The sequence below is a fragment of the Streptomyces chiangmaiensis genome (genome assembly GCF_036281785.1).
Taxonomy (GTDB): Bacteria; Actinomycetota; Actinomycetes; order Streptomycetales; family Streptomycetaceae; genus Streptomyces; species Streptomyces chiangmaiensis.
The window spans coordinates 1-18,122 of the sequence record NZ_JAYWVC010000079.1; the positions used below are offsets into that span (position 1 = coordinate 1).

Annotated in this window: 19 protein-coding genes and 1 pseudogene; 10 read left to right on the forward strand and 10 right to left on the reverse strand. The window is 67.4% G+C overall.

The window, feature by feature from the left end; genetic code table 11:
- From VXC91_RS22260 to VXC91_RS22285, 6 genes are all read left to right on the forward strand, one after another.
- A partial coding sequence (locus VXC91_RS22260) for an SDR family NAD(P)-dependent oxidoreductase (RefSeq protein ID WP_329509071.1) occupies positions 1 to 839 on the forward strand: 839 nt, incomplete at its 5' end.
- Positions 840 to 1,172: 333 nt separating this feature from the next.
- Positions 1,173 to 1,919, forward strand: a complete 747-nt coding sequence (locus VXC91_RS22265) for an SDR family oxidoreductase (RefSeq protein WP_329509072.1) — start codon at positions 1,173 to 1,175, stop codon at positions 1,917 to 1,919.
- 149 nt (positions 1,920 to 2,068) lie between these two features.
- On the forward strand, positions 2,069 to 2,317 hold the full coding sequence (locus tag VXC91_RS22270) for a hypothetical protein (protein WP_329509073.1): 249 nt from the start codon (positions 2,069 to 2,071) through the stop codon (positions 2,315 to 2,317).
- Positions 2,318 to 2,435: 118 nt separating this feature from the next.
- Entirely contained in the window at positions 2,436 to 2,675 is a 240-nt protein-coding gene (locus VXC91_RS22275) for a hypothetical protein (protein WP_329509074.1), read from the forward strand.
- Between the two features lie 258 nt (positions 2,676 to 2,933).
- The gene (locus VXC91_RS22280; RefSeq protein WP_329509075.1) at positions 2,934 to 3,500 is read left to right on the forward strand and encodes a thioredoxin family protein; all 567 of its coding nucleotides are present in this window, start codon (positions 2,934 to 2,936) and stop codon (positions 3,498 to 3,500) included.
- 35 nt (positions 3,501 to 3,535) lie between these two features.
- On the forward strand, positions 3,536 to 4,042 hold the full coding sequence (locus tag VXC91_RS22285) for a hypothetical protein (protein ID WP_329509076.1): 507 nt from the start codon (positions 3,536 to 3,538) through the stop codon (positions 4,040 to 4,042).
- Positions 4,043 to 4,148: 106 nt separating this feature from the next.
- Here the strand turns inward: VXC91_RS22285 and VXC91_RS22290 are convergent, their stop codons facing one another.
- The 4 genes from VXC91_RS22290 to VXC91_RS22305 all read right to left on the reverse strand — a co-directional run bounded on the left by VXC91_RS22290 (position 4,149) and on the right by VXC91_RS22305 (position 6,303).
- Entirely contained in the window at positions 4,149 to 4,550 is a 402-nt protein-coding gene (locus VXC91_RS22290) for a tautomerase family protein (RefSeq protein ID WP_329509077.1), read from the reverse strand.
- A gap of 152 nt (positions 4,551 to 4,702) precedes the next feature.
- A complete protein-coding gene (locus VXC91_RS22295) occupies positions 4,703 to 5,470 on the reverse strand; it encodes a flavin reductase family protein (protein WP_329509078.1) in 768 nt (255 codons plus the stop codon).
- An 88-nt stretch (positions 5,471 to 5,558) separates the two neighbouring features.
- Positions 5,559 to 5,759 carry a hypothetical protein gene (locus VXC91_RS22300; RefSeq protein WP_329509079.1) on the reverse strand — a complete coding sequence of 67 codons (201 nt, stop codon included), beginning with the start codon at positions 5,757 to 5,759 and terminating at the stop codon, positions 5,559 to 5,561.
- 118 nt (positions 5,760 to 5,877) lie between these two features.
- Positions 5,878 to 6,303, reverse strand: coding sequence for a nuclear transport factor 2 family protein (locus VXC91_RS22305; RefSeq protein WP_329509080.1), 426 nt, complete (start codon positions 6,301 to 6,303; stop codon positions 5,878 to 5,880).
- Between the two features lie 260 nt (positions 6,304 to 6,563).
- Here VXC91_RS22305 and VXC91_RS22310 point away from each other — a divergent pair, with 260 nt between their 5' ends.
- Complete coding sequence (locus VXC91_RS22310) at positions 6,564 to 7,031, forward strand: winged helix-turn-helix transcriptional regulator (RefSeq protein ID WP_329509081.1); 468 nt, start codon at positions 6,564 to 6,566, stop codon at positions 7,029 to 7,031.
- A 109-nt stretch (positions 7,032 to 7,140) separates the two neighbouring features.
- On the opposite strand, the gene VXC91_RS22315 is transcribed toward VXC91_RS22310, so the two are convergent.
- Complete coding sequence (locus VXC91_RS22315; protein ID WP_329509082.1) at positions 7,141 to 7,638, reverse strand: winged helix-turn-helix transcriptional regulator; 498 nt, start codon at positions 7,636 to 7,638, stop codon at positions 7,141 to 7,143.
- A 133-nt stretch (positions 7,639 to 7,771) separates the two neighbouring features.
- Positions 7,772 to 8,665 carry an alpha/beta hydrolase gene (locus VXC91_RS22320; RefSeq protein ID WP_329509083.1) on the reverse strand — a complete coding sequence of 298 codons (894 nt, stop codon included), beginning with the start codon at positions 8,663 to 8,665 and terminating at the stop codon, positions 7,772 to 7,774.
- A 35-nt stretch (positions 8,666 to 8,700) separates the two neighbouring features.
- On the opposite strand from VXC91_RS22320, the gene VXC91_RS22325 reads away from it, so the two are divergent.
- From VXC91_RS22325 to VXC91_RS22335, 3 genes and pseudogenes are all read left to right on the forward strand, one after another.
- The gene (locus VXC91_RS22325; protein WP_329509084.1) at positions 8,701 to 9,630 is read left to right on the forward strand and encodes an enoyl-CoA hydratase/isomerase family protein; all 930 of its coding nucleotides are present in this window, start codon (positions 8,701 to 8,703) and stop codon (positions 9,628 to 9,630) included.
- A 5-nt stretch (positions 9,631 to 9,635) separates the two neighbouring features.
- Positions 9,636 to 10,061 (forward strand): SDR family oxidoreductase, encoded by a 426-nt coding sequence (locus tag VXC91_RS22330; RefSeq protein ID WP_329509085.1) that lies wholly within the window; start codon positions 9,636 to 9,638, stop codon positions 10,059 to 10,061.
- Positions 10,062 to 10,257: 196 nt separating this feature from the next.
- Positions 10,258 to 10,464: pseudogene (locus VXC91_RS22335) on the forward strand (ABC transporter ATP-binding protein); the annotation flags it as partial.
- Positions 10,465 to 10,649: 185 nt separating this feature from the next.
- Here the strand turns inward: VXC91_RS22335 and VXC91_RS22340 are convergent.
- From VXC91_RS22340 to VXC91_RS22355, 4 genes are all read right to left on the reverse strand, one after another.
- Positions 10,650 to 13,745 carry a phosphodiester glycosidase family protein gene (locus VXC91_RS22340; protein WP_329509086.1) on the reverse strand — a complete coding sequence of 1,032 codons (3,096 nt, stop codon included), beginning with the start codon at positions 13,743 to 13,745 and terminating at the stop codon, positions 10,650 to 10,652.
- Entirely contained in the window at positions 13,742 to 14,113 is a 372-nt protein-coding gene (locus VXC91_RS22345; RefSeq protein ID WP_329509087.1) for a hypothetical protein, read from the reverse strand. The genes VXC91_RS22340 and VXC91_RS22345 overlap by 4 nt, the downstream gene beginning before the upstream one ends.
- A gap of 305 nt (positions 14,114 to 14,418) precedes the next feature.
- Positions 14,419 to 16,683, reverse strand: coding sequence for a SpoIIE family protein phosphatase (locus tag VXC91_RS22350; protein WP_329509088.1), 2,265 nt, complete (start codon positions 16,681 to 16,683; stop codon positions 14,419 to 14,421).
- 247 nt (positions 16,684 to 16,930) lie between these two features.
- Positions 16,931 to 17,821, reverse strand: a complete 891-nt coding sequence (locus tag VXC91_RS22355; protein WP_329509089.1) for a formate/nitrite transporter family protein — start codon at positions 17,819 to 17,821, stop codon at positions 16,931 to 16,933.
- Positions 17,822 to 18,122 lie beyond the last annotated feature (301 nt).

Below are 18,122 nucleotides of genomic sequence, written 5' to 3' on the forward strand. Positions count from 1 at the left end.
TGCCGGGCGTCGCGAGCCGGTGGACCTTTCCGGTCGCCGCACTAGCCCGACCAGAAATGATGAATTTCGAACAGAGGCAAGCCATGTCCAGCTCTCCAGCCCCGACCTTTTTGGACCGTGTCGCAATCGTCACAGGGGCGGGATCGGGTATCGGCCGTGCAACGGCGGTCGCCTTCGCCGAGTCGGGGGCACGCGTTCTCGGCGTGGGGCGCCGGAAAGAAGCTCTGGAAGAGACGGCTCGTGCCCACTCGAGCATCGCGATCCTGCCGCTCGACATTTGCGCTGAGGGCGCCGCGGAAAGCGTCGTTGCCGCCGCCGTGGAGCGCTGGGAGCGACTCGACGTGCTCGTGAACAACGCCGGCAGCACTGCCGTGATGCCTCTGTCGGAGACGGACCGATCACGACCTGTTCGATCTCAACGTGACGGCCCCGAGCATGCTTGCCCATGCGGCCCTCCCCACCTGCGCGCCACCTCGGGTTCCATCGTGAATGTGTCGAGCACCTACGGTCACCGCCCCCTGGCCGGCGGAGCCCACTACGCCGCCACCAAGAGCGCCCTGGAGCAACTGACACGGAGTTGGGCCCTCGAACTCGCGTCGGAAGGGGTACGCGTGAACGCGATCGCCCCCGGCCCCACCGAAACAGACGTTCTGGCCGCTGCAGGCCTCCCCCAGGACACCATCGATGAAATGCGTGCAGCTGAGCGCGACCGCATCCCGATGGGCCGTCTCGGTGACCCGAAGGACGTCGCGAACTGGATCCTGCGCCTGGCCGACCCCCTGAGCACACATGTCACCGGACAGGTGGTCACGATCGACGGAGGACTCGAACTCGTCTGATCCCGCTGTGCGGCTACCGTGCCGCTCCTGCGCTCACCGATTGCAACTCGGGTTGTTAGCGGAAAGCGGACGGAGTACCGGCCCTTCGACAGGAACCACGAATTTCTGCCCTCGGTCACCCGCGGCACTCCCCCACATGAGCCGGCCAGGTGATCGCCACAGGTGACATCAGCCCCCGCACTTCGCACACGTCATCAAGAAAAATTCTTCGGGTTCCTGCGGGCACGTTGGCACAAATGGAGCCATGGGCCTGTCTTTGATGGTGAAGACACAATTGACCGACCCGCGGCAGGAATGCACGCCTCACGTGAGAACATCCGAAAGGATTCCATTATGAAGGTCGTAGTGATCGGTGGCACCGGGCTCATCGGTTCGAAACTGATCGGCAAGCTCAACGAGCACGGACACGAGGCGGTCGCGGCCGCGCCCAGCACAGGCGTCAACGCCCTCACAGGCGAAGGCCTGACCGAGGCCCTGAAGGGTGTGTCGGTCGTGGTCGACGTATCCAACTCCCCCTCGTTCGAGGACGAGGCCGTCATGACCTTCTTCCGCACCTCCACCGCCAACCTCCTCAAGGCGGAGGCGGGGACCGGCGTCAGGCACCACGTGGCGCTGTCCGTGGTCGGCACCGATCGGCTCCAGGAGAGCGGATATTTCCGCGCCAAGCAGGCCCAGGAAGAGCTCATCAAGGCGTCCGGGATCCCGTACTCCATCGTCCATGCCACGCAGTTCTTCGAGTTCATGAAGGGGATCGCGGACGAGGCGACCGAGGGCGACACCGTGCGTCTGGCCCCCGTCAAGTTCCAGCCCGTCTACTCCGACGACGTGGCCGCGGCCGTCGGCCGCACCGCGGTCGATGCCCCGGTCAACGGCGTGGTGGAAGTCGCGGGCCCCGACGCTTTCCAGCTCGACGAGTTCATCCGTAACGCACTTGCCGCCAAGAACGACCCCCGCACGGTCGTCACGGACCCGCATGCCCGGTACTTCGGTGCCGAGTTGCAGGAGACCACACTGCTGCCGGGGCCTGACGCCCACATCGCCGAAACCCGATTCGCCGACTGGGCAGCGCAGCAGAAATGATCTCCGCAGGTGGCCCCTGCGCACCGTTAGGGGCCACCGTCGCGCTGCGGCGGCGCTTCACTCCGCCGCATGCACAGATGCCGCATGGTCCAACTCGCCATGATCACCACGTTGAGCAGGTGATCTGACGTCATCGAGGAGGGCACACGATGACCCGAGCGCCCGAGAACCGATTCGCTGTCACGGCCACCGTCGTGTCGCTGGCCGCCGAAGCGGCCGAACTGGAGACCCGTGTCAACGACCTTCGTCACAAGCTGGCAGACCTCGATGAGCGTATGAGAGCGATATCCGACGCGCTGCACGTGACGCCCCGTTCGACCGACCTCCCCGACGAAGCCCTCGGGGAAGAAGACAGTCCCCCGCCTGATCGGGCCACGAAAGTGGAAACAGCGGGGTGAGCGGGCCCGATCACGGGACGACCTGCGGTGTGGTGGAGCAGTAGCCCCACAATGCGCCGCACACCCGCCTTGCCTCCCGACCACCCCGGTATCGTTCCGCGGGTCGGAGGGGGGTGCGGTGTTCGTCGAGGTCGTCTTCACCGGTCTGCCCATCGATCGTGACGAAGTCGAGGAAGCGTTCGAAGCCGCGCTCGGCCCCGACGGCGAGATCACTGGCGCGGGTACCGGCGTGGGACGCTGCCATCTCGACCTGAAGATCGTGGCCGGTACAGAGTCTGGCCGGGCATTGGATCGGCTCCGTGCGGCGCTGGCCGAACTCGGCGTCGCGGCGCTCGCTACGTTCAACGTCAGCGACTGATCGCCGCCGGTTCGGGCGCGCACGGAAGCCATGTCGGCCGCACAGAGTTCGGGCGGCATGAAGGGCGAGGCAGGGGAGGCGGTCGCAGGCGTCGAGAGCGTCACCAGTAGCAGCGGAGGGACCGACTCTGTGGGAAACTGCGGGGCACCATCTGCCGTTTCCGGGCGCCGGCAACACCCGCGGCGCCCGCATGCGGATCACGCACGACTTGATGGCCTCCCAGAGCTGGTTCTGATGAGAGAGACGACGAGGAGTCACGTGAGGCGTCCCCTGTTCCCGACCACGGTGCGACTGGCCGGAATCGCTCTGCTGGCGCTCACCGGTTGTGACGGTACACGCGCCACGTCCCACACCGCCCCTGCCTCCGTCTCTTCCGCTCCCGCCACCGAGTCGTCGGCGCCCTCCACCCCCACGGCGTCCTCCGAGTCCGAGAAGCCCGCGCACGGATACGACCCTCAGGCGAACGCCACGGCGGACATCACGGCCGCCCTCGAGGCGGCGAAGAAGGACGGCCGTCCCGTGCTCGTCGACTTCGGCGCCGACTGGTGTCTGGACTGCCGTGTACTGGGCGCGCGTTTCGCGGAGCCCGGGCCGTCCGCGATGCTCGCGAAGTACCACGTGGTGACCGTCGATGTCGGCGAGTTCGACCGCAATCTGGATGTGGCCGAGCGCTATGTGAATCTGCAGACGAGCGGTATACCGGCACTGGTCGTCCTCGACCCTGCCTCCGGCCGGATCAAAGTGGCGACGAACCGGGGCGAATTCGCCCAAGCACGCTCCATGTCGGCCGCCCAGGTCGAGGAGTTCTTGAAGCGATGGGTATAGCCACCCGGCTCCGAGTCAGCAGAGCGAGGTCGAGCATGGCGCTCACGCCGGCGGCCGCTGCTCTGCTGTTCACCGGCTGTGCAGGTGCGCAGGAGAGCGGTCCCTCGGCGGTGGCCGCCCCGTTCTCGGACGGCGGCGTGGCTGTTTCGGTCCGGGTGGAGTCCCGCGACGACGGCTTGCGGGTCCTCGCCGACCTGCGACCCGAGCGGGACGGCTTCCACGTGTACAGCCTCACCCTTCCCGACGGCGGCATCGACGGCATCGGCATCCCGACCCGCATCCGTACCGACGGCGCCCTGCAGCCGACGGGTGCGGCGACCACCGCCGCCCGGGAGCGCGTGGTCCGCCCCGAGGGCCTCGACGTCCGACTGCCGGTCTATCAGGAAGGCCGGGTCACACTGGAACTCCCCGTGCGGCGGGTCGAGGGCAGCGATCGCGCGAGGGTGTTCCTCACCTACGGCGCGTGCAGCGAGAGCGAGGGGTGTCTGGCGCCCGTACGCGACCATGCCGTCACCTTGATGCTTCGGCCTGCGGGCAACTGAGCCTTGAAGCGTGATGTCGGGCCACTCGCTGCACCGGCGTTTGCTTGGACCAGGTGGAGTTGGACGTATTCCGCCGGCCCTCAACGCGAGGGCCGGGTGCCGGAGTTCACCACCGAGGGGATTGATCCGCGAGCTGAAGTTCGCCTCGGCCGAAGGAGAAGTTCTCGTTCGGGACCGGAATCAGCGCGATGAATATGTCGTCGGGCGAAACGCCGAGCGCCTCCACCACCAGCTTGTTGATGGCTGCCGACACCGCCCGCTTGTCCTCAAGGGGACGGTGAGCTCCGAGGAGAAGCGCGATGATCATGGCATCGCTGCTGCGCTCCATGCCCATGAAGGTCGGGTCCAGGGACAGTTCGCCGTCTCCGTGCTCACTGATCATGATGAAGCGGTCGCCCTCGGGAATGCCGAGTCCCTGGACCAGTGACTGGTTGAGCGCATCGGCGAGTGCGCGCTTCTGTTCCGTCGAGAAGCGGTTGGCCGGGATGTGGGCGTTGAAGACGGGCATGAGATGCTCCTTCGGGGAGTGGGTTTGTACTGTTCGGGATTGATTGCCTGTGGGCGCTGAAGCGTTGCCGTCGCTCCGGCTCACCGTGCAGGGGCCGGGCCTCCGCGATCCGCGGTGAAGGGCCCCTGCCATGGCCGGCGTCGGCGATCGCGTCATGCCCTGGTGGATCCGGAAGGCGACCAGCCGGCGGTGTCCACCGGTGACCAATCGTCCGGACGCTGGTCGAGGCGCTTCATGCGTCCGTCGACACGTGAGCGCAGCACTTCCTCCGTCAGGGGTGTGACGAACGCGTTGTCGGCCAGGGTGTACTCCGCGGCGAGGCGCCCGACAGTCGGGATGGCGCCGGTGTCGATCCGCCCGGTTTCGGTGTACAGGTCGTCCCTGATGTGGAAGCGCACGACCTTGCCCCAGACGACGTGGTCCTGCGCGTCACCGACCGGGATGATCCGGTCGAGCGTGCATTCCAGAGCGATCGGGGCGTCCTTCACACGCGGCACGTTCACCGCTTCGCAGCTCGCTTTGGCCAGGCCCACCTCGGTGAACTCGTCCTGGTCGCTGTCGAATTCGACGGCGCTGCGATGCATGTCATGGGCGTGGGGAAGCGTGACCAGGTTGGTGACGAACTCACCGGTGTCCCGAATGTTGACGAGGGTGTCCTTGAGGGTCTTCCCGTCCGACCGGGGCTGTATGGTCAGCGACACCATCGGCGGCTTTCGGCTCACCACGGTGAAGAACGAGATCGGCGCCAGATTGGCGATTCCGGACGGCGACAGAGTGCTCACCCAGCCGATCGCACGCGGCGTGATCGACCCGATGAGGAGCTTGTACGCCGACCTCACATCCAATTCGTCGGAATTGATGATCACATTGGCGCCCTCTCGATCATGCGCGGTGGTGTTCCGCCGCAGGTGGTATGACATGTGAACTCGGCTCGGGACAGCTGGTGCCACACATGGCCGGCCCGTCGATCGGCCCGTCCCTGCCGGTCCTCCTGGAAACGGATGGCGTTCATCGGCCGCTCGTCTTCCCGACCCCGCTCAGGAAGTGCTCCGCGATCAGCGCGACGGTGCGGGCCGGGGTCTTTCTGGGAGGCAGGTGGGCAGCGCCCGCTTGGGCGAGGGTGCGCACATCGCACTCATAGGCCTCATGGCCGGCGAGCCACGAGTGCGCCCGCATGACCTTCGTCGCCCCGTTGTGTCCCACAGTCATGCGAAATTCTTTCGGTTTGGTCGAGAGCAGGGGTTTTCACCGAATCCGGCTGGTCGATCGGGAAGGATTTCCCCAGTGGACAGCGCGGCGCGCTCCGCTCTGTGCGTCGTTTCAGGACTCAGCAGGCCGCCGAGGGAAATATCTTGAGGCCGTCGATCACGTCACGCCCCTTGGCGGTGTCCGCATACAGTCGCGCCGCCACGATCAGCCCGTCGACCACCTTGAACAACAGGCAGTGTTCGTTCTCCATGGTGCGACCGTTCTTCGCCTTCGCCCTTGCCCTGACGGGGACCACCACGTGCGTTCCGGCATCGAGCACCGTGTGCGCGTCATAGTCGAAGTACTCGTAGTAATGATCGAAAAGGTCCTGGTAGAAAGCGAGAAATCCCTCTCGGCCATGGAATGTCCCGCCATACGGCAGGGAGGTGGGGAAGAGGAAAGTCACGTCGGGCGACATCAGGGCCACCAGATCGGATGAATCGTTCTTCTCGAATCCGGAATAAGCTCGCCGGCAAGCATTTACGATGGCCTCGTTGCGCGACATGCTTCCTCCTTGTTCTCACCTGAAGTGGTGTGCAGAAATTGTTTTGGCCTGCACCGCCCTCACGCCCGAAATGACCGGACGGCGCGGCACCGTATCGGCTGTCGTGTGATGTCCGTATGGCCGACCGCTGAGCCGATCAAGCCTCCGCCCATCGACGGATGGGTCCTCGAGTGGGGGCCTCGACATCTGAGTGTCCAACTGGAACCCAGGAAGAGTCAAGGCTGAGTTCCAATTGGCAACTCTGGGATATCCTGGTGTCTATGGAGTGGCGAGAACTTGATCTGGGCAACTGCAGCGTCGCGGCAACATTGAACCTGGTCGGCGAGCGGTGGACTCTGCTCATCCTGCGCGAGGTCTTCGCCGGACTTCACCGATTCGACGAGATCGCCGACCACCTCGGTATCTCCCGGCGAGTCCTGAGTGAACGCCTGCGCCAACTGGTCGAGGCCGACCTGCTGGAACGCCGGAGCTATCAGGAAGCCGGTCAGCGCTCGCGCCCGGAGTACCACCTGACACCGCGCGCGCACGATGTGCAGTGGGTGCTGGCCGCGCTCCTCCAGTACGGCGACACCCATCTCGGGGACCCAGCAGGCGCGCCCGTGCTACTGCACCACTCCGGCTGTGGCGGCCATGTCCGCGTTGAGCTGCGCTGTTCCTGCGGCCATGAGGTTGCCGGCTCCGAAGTGAAACCGGACCTGGGCCCGGGCGCCGTCACGCTGTCTTCTTGAGGCGCGGGTCCTTGTGAGGTGCGGGCCCTTCGGACGCCCTCCCCCACACGGCACCACCCGGCAGGATTGGCCGCCGCACGCACGGTGAAGGCCCGTCGCGGGCGCCGAGTCAGCTCTGGCGCCGACGAGGCGTCTCGATGGGTACGGCGCTCTCGATGGGGTCCGCCGCCCGCGACTGGACGACGAGGATGTCGTCGGGGGTCATTTCCCTGCCGTCCTCGGCGATGAGTGTCATCGGCCGGGGCGGTTGTCCGGTGCGGGCGTCGATGACGCGGTTCATCGGCTCGTCGTCGTCGAAGAGATGCTTCTGCCCCCACTGCCGCAGTGCCGCGAGGACGGTGTGGAAATCCCGCCCCTTCTCGGTCAGCACGTACTCGTGGGAGTTGCCGAGCTCCGAGTCGCGGATCTCGAAGATCCCCACGGCCACGAGCTTCTGCAGCCGTGCCGACAGGACGTTGGTGGCCAGGCCGATGTGCTTGCTGAAATCCGTGAACCGCGTGACGCCGTGCAGGGCATCACGGAGGATCTGGAGTGTCCAGGTGTCGCCGACCTCGGACAGGGAGCGGTCGATCGGACAGGCGGAATTGACCAGTTCTCCACGCTTCATCGGTGCCCCCAATCTCGGTTTCCTTGCAATTGTAGAGCAAGATGTGGCGTCCGGACGACGAAGTGTCCGGACGCTCCCCCCGGGGTGCCCTGCCGATGCCCCCTCGGCAGGGCACCCCGTCGTTTCGCACGGCCTACAGGTGCGCACGGAAGAACCGAACGGCGGCATTCGTGCTCACCTCGAAGCCGTCGAGGTACGGATCGAAATGGCCGCCCGGTATGAGGACCAGCTCCTTCGGCTCGAGCGCACGCTCATAGGCGCGCAGGGCCAGGTCGGTCGGGGCGACCGCGTCGTGGGTGGCAACCAGCATCATGAGCGGCGTCGGGGAGATCTGGTCGATCCAGGTGCCGGGGTCATAGGACCGGGAGCGGCGGTTGGACTGCACGGTGACGCGGTTCTCCCAGAGCCCCTCGGGCGCATCGTGCTGCAGATAGAACGCGATCGCGTCGTCGGCACGGTAGGACGCGGGCGCTGCCGGGTCGGCGTTCACAAACGCCTGCATGGCCGGCGCCTCCCCTTGGGCCTGTGCGAGCTCGTCTGCTGCGAAGGACTCCTCCAGTGCGCGGACCAGGTGCGGGGGAACGCGCCGTCGGCCGCTCTCGGAGCCGCTGATGGTGGGCACCTGTGAGTAGACGGCCTTGATCCGCCGGTCCGTCGCGCCGAGCACGAGGGCGTGTCCGCCCGCATAGCTCGTGCCCCAGATGCCGATGCGGTCGGCGTCGACCACGTCGAGGGTCTGCAGGTGGGAGATGACCCGCCGCCAGTCCTCGAGCTGCCGATAGGGGTCGATGTCGTGGCGGGGCTCGCCGGTGCTGTGGCCGAAGCCGCGGTGGTCGTGGAGCGACACCGCGAATCCCGACTCCGCGAGCTTGCGCGCGATCGGCTTGATCCCGTGGTACCTGGTGCCCCCGAACCCGTGGGCCATCGTGATGGTCGCGTGAGGGCCGGTGCCGTCCGGCACGAACAGCCATGCGCTGAGCACGGTGCCGTCGGGTAGCTGGATGCGCTCTTCTGTGCGTTCGACCATGTGGATTCTCCTTACGCAATTACTGCACTGCGGTAGTGACCACCGAGAAAGTCTCTGAAGACTTGCAAATTGCAAGTAACGCTGCCAAGGTAAACAGCATAACTTGCAAATCGCAAGTGGAGCGAAGGAGCGAACCCATGTCCTGGGACTACTCGACGATCCGAACCGAACTGCGCAACGGGGTCCTGTGGGCCACGATCGACAACCCCCCGATCAATCTCATCGACGAGCGGTTCCTTGCGGACCTGATCGCGTTGCTCGACGAGACCGAGGCCGACGACAGCGCCCGAGTCGTCGTCTTCCGCAGTGCGGATCCGGACTTTTTCATCCCGCACGTGGACGTACAGCGGATCGCTCAGTACACGGCGACGGCGGCGACGTCCGGCGGACCGGACGACATCAGCCTCGGCGCGCTGTACCGGCGGCTCAGCGAGGCGCGCCCCGTCACGATCGCGGCCCTCGAAAGCCGGGCGCGCGGTGCCGGCGCGGAATTCCTCTACGCGTGCGACATGCGCTTCGCCTCCCTCGAGCGTGCGGTGATCGGCCAGCCCGAGGTGGGCGTGGGCACCTTCCCCGGCGCCGGCGCGGTCCAGCAGCTCGTGCGGCTCGCCGGACGCGGCCAGGCGATGCAGATGATCCTGGGCGCCGAGGATCTGGACGCCTCTGAGGCCGAACGTATCGGCGTGGTCAACAAGGCTCTGCCAGACGACGAGTTGATCCCGTACGTCGAGCGTCTCGCCAAGCGCATCGCCCGTTTCCCGGAGGCCGCCGTGCGGCTCGCCAAGCGGCGGATCAATGCGGTCGGCCTCCCGGCCAAGGAGGACGTCCACGTCGATGCCGGCTTCTTCCAGATACTGGCGCGCGACGAATCGGCGTCCGCCAGACTCGGCGCCCTCATACAGCGCGGGATGCAGGAGCGCTCCCGCACCGAGCTCGAGTTCGGCACGGCAATCGGGGAACTCTGAGCGCGATGGATCTCCGGCCATCCGTCCTCGCGGTCGGGGCGGACGGCGGCATCGGGCCCGCGAACTGCACTTCGCTCGTGAGCTCGGCCGCCGGCATGGCAGGAGTCCCGAACAACGCCGCCTACGCGGCTGCGAAGGCAGCGCAGATCTCCCTGATCCGCAGCGCAGCCGCGGAATTCGCCTTCTCGGACGTCCGGGTCAATGGCGTCGCACCCGGCGTGATCGCCAATCCGCGCATGCAGCGGTTCCTCGCCGAAGGCAACGGGCTTGACCGGGCTCGGGACATCGTCCCCATGGGCAGACTCGTGGAACCGGCCGAGGTGGCCGACGCCCTCCTGTTCCTGAGCAGCTCCTCGGCATCGATCATCACCGGACAGATCATCGTCCTCGACGGTGGCGTGCAGTGCACCTGGCCCTACCCAAAGGTCTGAGCCCGGCCCAACGCCGAGCGGTGGACGAACAGTCCAGAGAAGGCAGCCGGCCCCGGGTACTTCAACTCCTCGAACGACGATGTCCACGCGTTGCAGGAGACTCCTGTGCGTCGAGGGTGCAAGGTGTCGAGGCATCTGTTGAGGTGAACGGCCGACCACCGGATGCGCACCGGCCAGGGCGGCCGTCGTAGTGGTGCCGGCCTCGCAGCTGCTGCTGCTGGACGAGCCCACGAACAACTTGGACCTGGTCAGCGCGGGCCAGCTGGAGAGCGCACTGGGCGCCTACCAAGGCGCGTTCATGGTGGTCAGCCACGACGAGCCGTTCCTCGCCCGGATCGGCGTCAAGCGGTGGCTTCGACTGGCCGACGACAAGCTGACAAAGACCGGGGCACCGCAGGTGTGAGGGGAGGGGAAGCGTGGCCACGGCCGGGCCGGTGGCCGCGCGCAGCAAGGCCGCCGATCGGTCTGAGGGACCGGTCGGCGGCCACTACGCCGGGGCACTCGCACCATCCGGTGGCGCACTGCGGTGCCCTCCCCCGTGAGCCACGCACTCCCCCACCGCGGCCCGCTCGGCCGAGCGGAGTCGGGTCAGGCGAGCGTGACAGTGGCAGAGGCGGTCTGGTCGCCCGAGGTCACCGTGAGGGTGACCGACCCGGAACGCAGCGCGGTGAGTCTGCCCGACGCCAGGTCGAGCACGGCCAGCGTCTTCGGGCTCCGCTTGGCCGCCTTCAGCTCGGACGCCGATGTCGTGACCACGAGTCCGGGGCCGCCACCCCAGCTGACGGTTGCGGGATAGCGCAACGGGAACCTGAGGCCGAACTCGCTGGTGATACCCGTCGCGGTGACCGTCGCCGAGTGGCCCACCGCAACCTGATCCGGCACCGACAGTTCGATCGTGTCGATCAGTGGCCGGCACTCGGCCTGCAGCCAGTCACGGGTCTCCGGGCTGGGCTGTCCCGCCTTGATCCGGGCGGGCCGCCGGTCGACACCGACGTGCATCCAGCCGAAGAAGCCGCCCTGGTCGGGCGAGCTGTACGGGGTCTTGCCCACGGCCGGGGTGGTGACCTCGAGCACACCGTCGGCGCGGGTGACCGCTGCGGTGTGCGCGTGACCGGTGAAGAGCGCCACGGGTTTGCCGGAGGTCTCCCGGAAGTCTGCCAGCCAGCGCTTGAGCAGGTCGGCCTCGAGCTGGTCGGACAGCTGTGAGGCGCCGGCCCCGGACGGGTCGTGCAGCGGATGGTGGAAGGAGACCAGGACGCCGGTGACCGAGGGGTCCCTCGCCGCCTTCGCCAACTCGGAGTGCAGCAACGGAACCTGGTCCCAGTCCGACGTACGCATGTCGCCCGTGTGAGAGTCCAGCAGGATGAAACGGGTGCCCTTGTGGTCGAAGACCTCCTTGTTGGGCCGGCCGGTCGCGGCGAGGAAGGCGTCGAGCCCTCCGGTCGACGACAGCCCGGCCTCGTGGTTGCCCGGCGTCCAGTACACCGGCAGATCGTCCGGTACGTGGTCCCGCAGCAGTCCATTGGCGAGCTCGAAGTCCGCGGGAGTGTTGTTGTCCACGAAGTCGCCGTTGATGAGGAGGAAGTCGGGCTGGCTCGCGACCGCCTGGTCCAGCGCGATGGCCGCCTGCCGCCCGGAGAAGGAGTTCAGCCCGGCGGCCGCGCTGACGTGCAGATCGGACAGGACGGCGAACGTCCACCGGTCGTCCCGAACCCCACCCTGCTCGATCACGTAAGGGTCCGGCTGCGGCGGCTCACCGGTGTCGGGCTGCTGCCCGACCTGTGCGGCGAGTCCGTCGAACTCCAGTTGGCCGGCGTTCTTGTTGGTCTGCGACGTCTCCGCGATGTAGACGCGCAGCAGCGTGACGGGCTCGGAGAAGCCGGCGGGAATGTCGCCGACGACCCGGCGCCAGCCCGTCCAGTCGACGGTGAGGGCGAAGGTGAACGGCACATTGGTGGTGCCCTGCGAGGACAGCATGGCGCGCAGCCAGTGCGTCTGCCCGTCGCCGTTGACCCACAGTGCGAGCTTCTTCGCCCCGGGGGGCAGGGTGATCGGGCCGGAGCCGGCCACCGCGTACGCCGCCGAGGTACTGGACTGCCCGGTGAAGTCGTATGTGAGGCGCAGGGCGTGGTTGTCCGCGGGTGCGCCGGGGCGGTCCGGGGCCGCGACGAAGGCGACCGTAGCGGTGCCGCGGGCGGCCGCAGCTGTCCATTTCTCGGTCGGCTCGAACTCGGCGAGCGAGACGTCGATCAGGCCCACCGTCACCGGCAGCTTCGCCGTCACTCCCTGCACGGTCGCCGTGAGGGTGGCGGCCTTGCCACCCGCGTCCGCTCCGCCCGTGATGCTGAGGCTGCCGTCGGACTCGGCCTTCACCGTGATCACGGTCTTGTCGTAGTCGAGCGTCACATCGCGCGGTGCGACCGGTGCGTCGAACCCGTCGGCGTCGTATCCGGTGAGCCTGACCTGCGCTGACGTGCCGGGGTCGATGGTGATCGCGCGCTGGGTGAACGCCAGCCGGTGCAGGTCCCCGAGGACGCGCAGTTCCTGCCGGCCGTCCGCGGAGCCGGAACGAGCGCGCAGTGCTCCGGATCCCGGCCGCTTGGCGTGGAAGACGCCGTCCTGGGTCCTGCCCAGCGAACTCGGCTTGGCCGTCCACTTCACCGGGTTCTTGTCGACGGGCACCGGTGCCCACGTCTCGTCGTAGCCGGCGGCCGCGACATCCATGGTGAGGCCCGGAACCACCCGGTCGGCCTGGAGCCGTACGTCGAGTCCCCGCAAGGTGCCTGACCCCCTCGGGGAGAACAGTCCGACGCCGTTGGGTATGGGCCGCTCATTCCCGTCCGAAGGCGTGTTGACGACATCGACCCCGGCGTCGCCGGGCCGTCGGGCGACCAGTTCGGTGGAGCCGCCGCCGTCGAGCATGAAGGCCTCGGTGGCGCCGAGGCGCACCATGAGCTTGGCCATGTCGTCGAAGCTGAGGCCCGGGGAGAAGTTGGCCGATCCGTCGACCGCGACCAGCAGCAGCCTGTGCCCGCCGTCCAGCCAGCCGATGGCCGTGCGGGGCTTGGGGACGTCATTGCCCGTACTGGGCGGGAAGTCGATCGGGGCACCGTTGCGGACCAGCACCGCCCCGCTGCCCAACGCCATGCTCAGCTCGGAGGTCGCATCGCTCTGGGGGTTGAACGCCACGCTGACGGTGTCGCCCGGCCGGACGGTGGCCAGTTGGCCGGCGGCGGCGCCGCGACCGAGGACGATCAGTCCGTCGTCCGGTACGGCCGTGTTCGTCATCCGGCTGTTGACAGCGGTGACCTTGCCGCTCACGACGACGAGTTCGGTGTAGGGGCCCGAGTCGTGGATGAGCGTGCGGTCACCGGGACCCCACAACGGGGTGAACACCGCGATGGAGTCGGCGGGCACGGTGGAGGAGTTGAGTGCGGCGAGGGGCCGCTGCGTGCCGGCCACGGCGACCGTGCCCGTGATCATGAGATCGGCGAGCCGGGCGATCCGGTCGGCACCGATCGTCGCGACGGTCGACCGCTGGCTGGTGCCCTTGCGCAGCGTGCCGTGCTGGATCTCCGGGCCCTCGGCCGCGTTGGTCTCGGTGATGTTGAAGTAGTCACCGTTGACAGCGGCGACCGCGTGCTGGGCGTCGGTCGACTGCGTCAGCGCCCGCGCATCACTCACCTTGCCGGCACCACGCCGACCGATGCGTCGCCCAGGTCGGCGTTCAGCACATGGACCCGCATCCAGCCGGTGCGGCCGAAGGTGTCGAAGGAGGTCAGAACGATCCCGGGGGCCACCGGACGGTCCACCCGACCGGCCTCGACGGACTCGCCGGGGACGGCCGTCAGGTACTTCGGAATCGTGTGACCGAGGCGGCCCTTCGACGCCGTGACGGGGGAGGTCGAGGGTCTCCCACCCGGGCCGGATCCGTTCTCCTGGCTGGGACTGGCGGTTGCGACGCCGCCGGTCGCGGCGAGCCCGGCGGCGACGGCGCCGACGATGAGCCCGCGTCGTGTCACGCCCGCGGCGCTGTTGTGATGATCGTTCATGAACGGGGACGGTATTCCCCCCGACGAACGGCGAGATGAACGAAGAAATGAGGACGGACGTCGGATTGGCGTGCGGGCGTAAGCGTCCTGTTCGGGTGCAAGGGGGTGCGGTGGTCGAGCGACACGGACGTATCAGCGTTCGGCCACACGCCGAGATCTGAAGCTTCCCCTCGTGACTGGACACGTGGAGACTGGAACGCGAGGTTCCACAGGAAGTAGCGCCAGGTGGGTAGTCAGTACTCGAAGCGACATTCGGCCGCCTCGTGGATCAGGGAGCCAGGCCCCGGTCCGGGCGTGCGCCTGGTTCAGGCGGCGACCGCCTGCTCGAACCAGATGGTCTTTCCTCGGCCGCACGGCAAGTTGCCCCACCCGGAGGCCAGTGCCTCGACGATGACCAGTCCGCGGCCGTGCTCCGACTCGAAACCGGGCTCGTTGGACAGAGCAATCGGCTCCGGTACGGGAGGGGTGGGGTCGGTGTCGCGGACTTCCACCCGGACGCAGTCCTCGTACGCCTTCACCCTGAGGTCGACATCGCTGTCGGCATGCACCAGCGCATTGGTGACCACTTCCGATGTCATGATTTCCAGGTCATCGACATACTTGTCGAGCCCCCACCCCTGCAGCTGCTGCCGTACGAATACCCGGGCGGTCTTCACCCCCTCCAAGTTGTGACGCCGGATGCTGAGCCGACCTGTGTCCGGGCGGCTGCCCGCCCCCTCGAACTCCGCGATGAGCAGCGCAATGTCGTCGCGACGGACCGGCTCCTCCCGTCGCGCGCCGAGGACCAGGTCCAGAAGCCGGTCCGGCTGGGTGGCGCCGGTCCGGCCGAGGGACGCCAGGAGCGACTCGGCCGTGAGCTCCGTCGAGGACGACTTGGTCAGACCGTCGGTGTAAAGCATCAGCACCGTGTGGGGCGGGAGCGACATCCCGATCGAGGTGTACCTCGCGTCGAGGTCGACGCCGAGCGGAAGGCCGGCCGGCGCATCGGCGGCGACCACCGATCCGTCCGGGTAGCGAATGACGGGAGCGGGGTGGCCGGCAGAGGCGAGCTCGACCGTGCCGTCGGCGGTGTCGACGGCGACGATGCAGCAGGTGGCCAGAAGGTCGGTGTCCAACTGGGTGAGCAGGCGGTTCGTTCGCTCCAGTGCTCCGGCGGGCCGGTGGCCCTCCATGAGATAGGAGCGGACAGCGGTGCGCAGCTGCCCCATGATCACGGAACTGTCGATGCTGTGGCCCTCGACATCACCGATCACCAGCCCGATCTGCGCATTGTCGCCGCTGATCAGGTCGTACCAGTCGCCACCCATGCCAGAGGCGCATCCCGGCACATAGCGGGCAGCAGTGGCGACTCCGGGCGGACCCTGGACCCCCTGCGGTAGTAGTTTGAGCTGCACGCTCTCGGCGAGACTCTGCTCGGCCTGGCTCAGCCGAGCCCTGGCGAGGGTGGGACCCAGCAGATTCGCCATCATCATCAAGACGGCCTGTTCATCAGCGCTCAGGTCCACGGGGCCATCGAACCCGAGCGCGCAGGCGGCCGTGGGGCGGGACCCGGCGGCGATCGGGACATAGATCCATCCACCGCGCTCCTCGTGTTCGCCAGGGACATCCTGGTCAGGCTCGGGATAGGCAGCCGACAAGGCGGCGTGGTTCCGGTAGATCAACGGAGCGTTGGCGCGCATGACGTCCGCGAACGGACCGGGCATGTACATGCTCGAACCATGCAGGCGTTTCACTGTCTCCTGCGGGCAGTCCTTGTAGCCGGCCACCCAGACCCTTTCGTACTCGAGCGACGTCACCATGAAGGCCCGAGCACCGAAGGGTGTCATGATCCGGTCCTTGACGACCTCCATCACGTCGGTGAGGGACGCAGCCTCGTTCAGTGCCGCCGCCAACTTGTGGATGTGGTACATGAAGGTGACCGCGGTGGAACCTGGCACCTCCGCCAGTCCCCACTCCCGCTCTCCGGCGCCCGTCCTGCCATCCACCGGGGCACGGGCGGGGCGGAAGGCCGGCGCGATGACAGGTTTGGGCCCTGCAGTCATCTCTACTCCGTCGTCCGCCATCTGCGAGAGCGTGCCGGACAAGGCTTCAGCCATCGACCCAAGGCGCTGCCGGTGCCCGTCCGCGGGCCTCACGGTCGGTGCGGACGCCCATACGACAGTGAGCGCCCCCAGGCATCGCCCCTCGTGCACCAGGGGAGCCGCCGCTACCGACGACGGGAAGGGAACCGTCCCGGGAAGCTGCAGCGCGTCGGACTGCTGCGCAGAGGGGTGATCGAGCACGAGCCTGCCGCTCCGGCACGCGATCGCCGTCGGATAGGGATCGGCGACCTCGATGCGCTCCGGCATGATGAACACAGATGGCGGGCTCCCGCCCGCGGCGGCAAGCCTCAAGACCTCGCGGTCCTCTTCGAAGAGGTACACGAGAGCCGTGTCCGCGTCGAGTGCCTCGACCGCTTCGCGGAGCACGGCGACAAGGGCGGCATCGCGGTGGGGAATGCCCGGTGTGCGGGACGAAGGTTTCCGCGCCTGCCGCGCGGGTGTTGCCCTGTTGCTGACGCCCTTGCTCATGAGTGGCTACTCCGCCTCGCGGCACTACCGCGCTCGAGACCACCACGTGCCACCAAGTATGGCACCTTCGCCGCGGCCGGTCCCGGCCGTCTCCCTGGCAACGGCGCGCCGGCCAGGGCTCGAGCCCGGCCAGGAAGTGTGGCCGACCATGCGCCCGTCCGGGGCGTCGAGGCCGAACGCCTCGTGCATGATCGGAAGATCACGGGGCCGAGGCGGCTCTCGCGGATGATCGCCGGAATACCGATGCTCAGGTGGACACGGTCGTCTGCTCCCGGCATGCGGCGGGATCCAGGGCAGGCCCCTTCGGCGTGCGCCGGCCCAGGAAGCCATAGACCACGCCGACCAGCAGGCATCCCCCGACCAGATTCCCCAGCCCGACCAGAAGGAGGTTGTGGGCGAAAGCAGCCGCGGTCGCACCCGGCACGTGCTCGAACATGCCGAGCGAGAAGTAGGTCATGTTGGCCACCACATGCTCGAAGCCCGACGCTACGAACGCCAGAATTCCCCAGAAGATCAGCATGAGCTTGGCCCCGTCGGACGTCGTCCGCGCCGCCATCCACACTGCCAGGCAGACCAGGAAGTTGCACAGCACGGCGCGGAAGAAGAGGGCCGCGCCGGACGCCGCCGTCTTCGCCTTGATCACGCTGGTCAGCAGGAGGAGTGCCGGGGCGGCGTGCCCGGGGGCGGCACCGGAAGTGATGACACCGCTGCCGTGCACCAGCCAGGCGAACAGAGCGGAGCCGATGAGGTTGCCCACGAACGAACCCACGATCACCGCTACTGCATTGCCGACCGTGCAGCGCCGGGCAAATATTCCTTGGACCGCGGTCATCATGTTGCTGGTGGTCAGTTCGGCCCCGGCAAAGACCACCAGGGTCAGTGCCACAGCGAATACCAGCCCCTCGACGAGCTTGGTGAACGGCGACGACGCGCCCAACAGGGGTCCGCCGACACTGAGCAACAGCACCACCCCCACCCCGATAAAAGCGCCACCCAGTGATGAGCTGACCAAGTAGCGACCCGGCTTGCGGAGGCTGTCCACCTTGTCGGCGGCCGCCTGCCCCTGTTCGACAAGAGCCTCGGATACGGGGATGGGCATGCTTTCACCTCGTTGTTGCTCACCTTGCCGGTTTTCCACGGTTTCCCGTGCAGCGATTCCGATCTCCCTCTGAGGTATCTACGGCGAAACGTCTGGCCTGCATGATCGGTGGTACAGGCTTTTCGATCCTGATCCCACTCATGGCTTACTTGATTCAATGGACTCCAAAACTCTGACAAAATGGTGGAGATCCGATTCGCTGCCATGAGATCGAATTCGTTCGCGGGTATGGGCATGGGCAATAACACCCTGAGGCCGGCGACGAGATCTTCCGTGTCCCGGCGCGGGCCACCTGAAGACCTGACCTCGCGCTTCCGCGCCCGGCACAGGCATACTCGGG

Coding starts and splice junctions, on each gene's coding strand:
- VXC91_RS22265 (WP_329509072.1), top strand. CDS start 1,173: ATGAAGGTCGTAGTGATCGGTGGCACCGGGCTCATCGGTTCGAAACTG.
- VXC91_RS22270 (WP_329509073.1), top strand. CDS start 2,069: ATGACCCGAGCGCCCGAGAACCGATTCGCTGTCACGGCCACCGTCGTG.
- VXC91_RS22285 (WP_329509076.1), top strand. CDS start 3,536: ATGGCGCTCACGCCGGCGGCCGCTGCTCTGCTGTTCACCGGCTGTGCA.
- VXC91_RS22290 (WP_329509077.1), bottom strand. CDS start 4,550: ATGCCCGTCTTCAACGCCCACATCCCGGCCAACCGCTTCTCGACGGAA.
- VXC91_RS22295 (WP_329509078.1), bottom strand. CDS start 5,470: ATGTCATACCACCTGCGGCGGAACACCACCGCGCATGATCGAGAGGGC.
- VXC91_RS22300 (WP_329509079.1), bottom strand. CDS start 5,759: ATGACTGTGGGACACAACGGGGCGACGAAGGTCATGCGGGCGCACTCG.
- VXC91_RS22305 (WP_329509080.1), bottom strand. CDS start 6,303: ATGTCGCGCAACGAGGCCATCGTAAATGCTTGCCGGCGAGCTTATTCC.
- VXC91_RS22310 (WP_329509081.1), top strand. CDS start 6,564: ATGGAGTGGCGAGAACTTGATCTGGGCAACTGCAGCGTCGCGGCAACA.
- VXC91_RS22315 (WP_329509082.1), bottom strand. CDS start 7,638: ATGAAGCGTGGAGAACTGGTCAATTCCGCCTGTCCGATCGACCGCTCC.
- VXC91_RS22320 (WP_329509083.1), bottom strand. CDS start 8,665: ATGGTCGAACGCACAGAAGAGCGCATCCAGCTACCCGACGGCACCGTG.
- VXC91_RS22330 (WP_329509085.1), top strand. CDS start 9,636: ATGGATCTCCGGCCATCCGTCCTCGCGGTCGGGGCGGACGGCGGCATC.
- VXC91_RS22345 (WP_329509087.1), bottom strand. CDS start 14,113: ATGAACGATCATCACAACAGCGCCGCGGGCGTGACACGACGCGGGCTC.
- VXC91_RS22350 (WP_329509088.1), bottom strand. CDS start 16,683: ATGAGCAAGGGCGTCAGCAACAGGGCAACACCCGCGCGGCAGGCGCGG.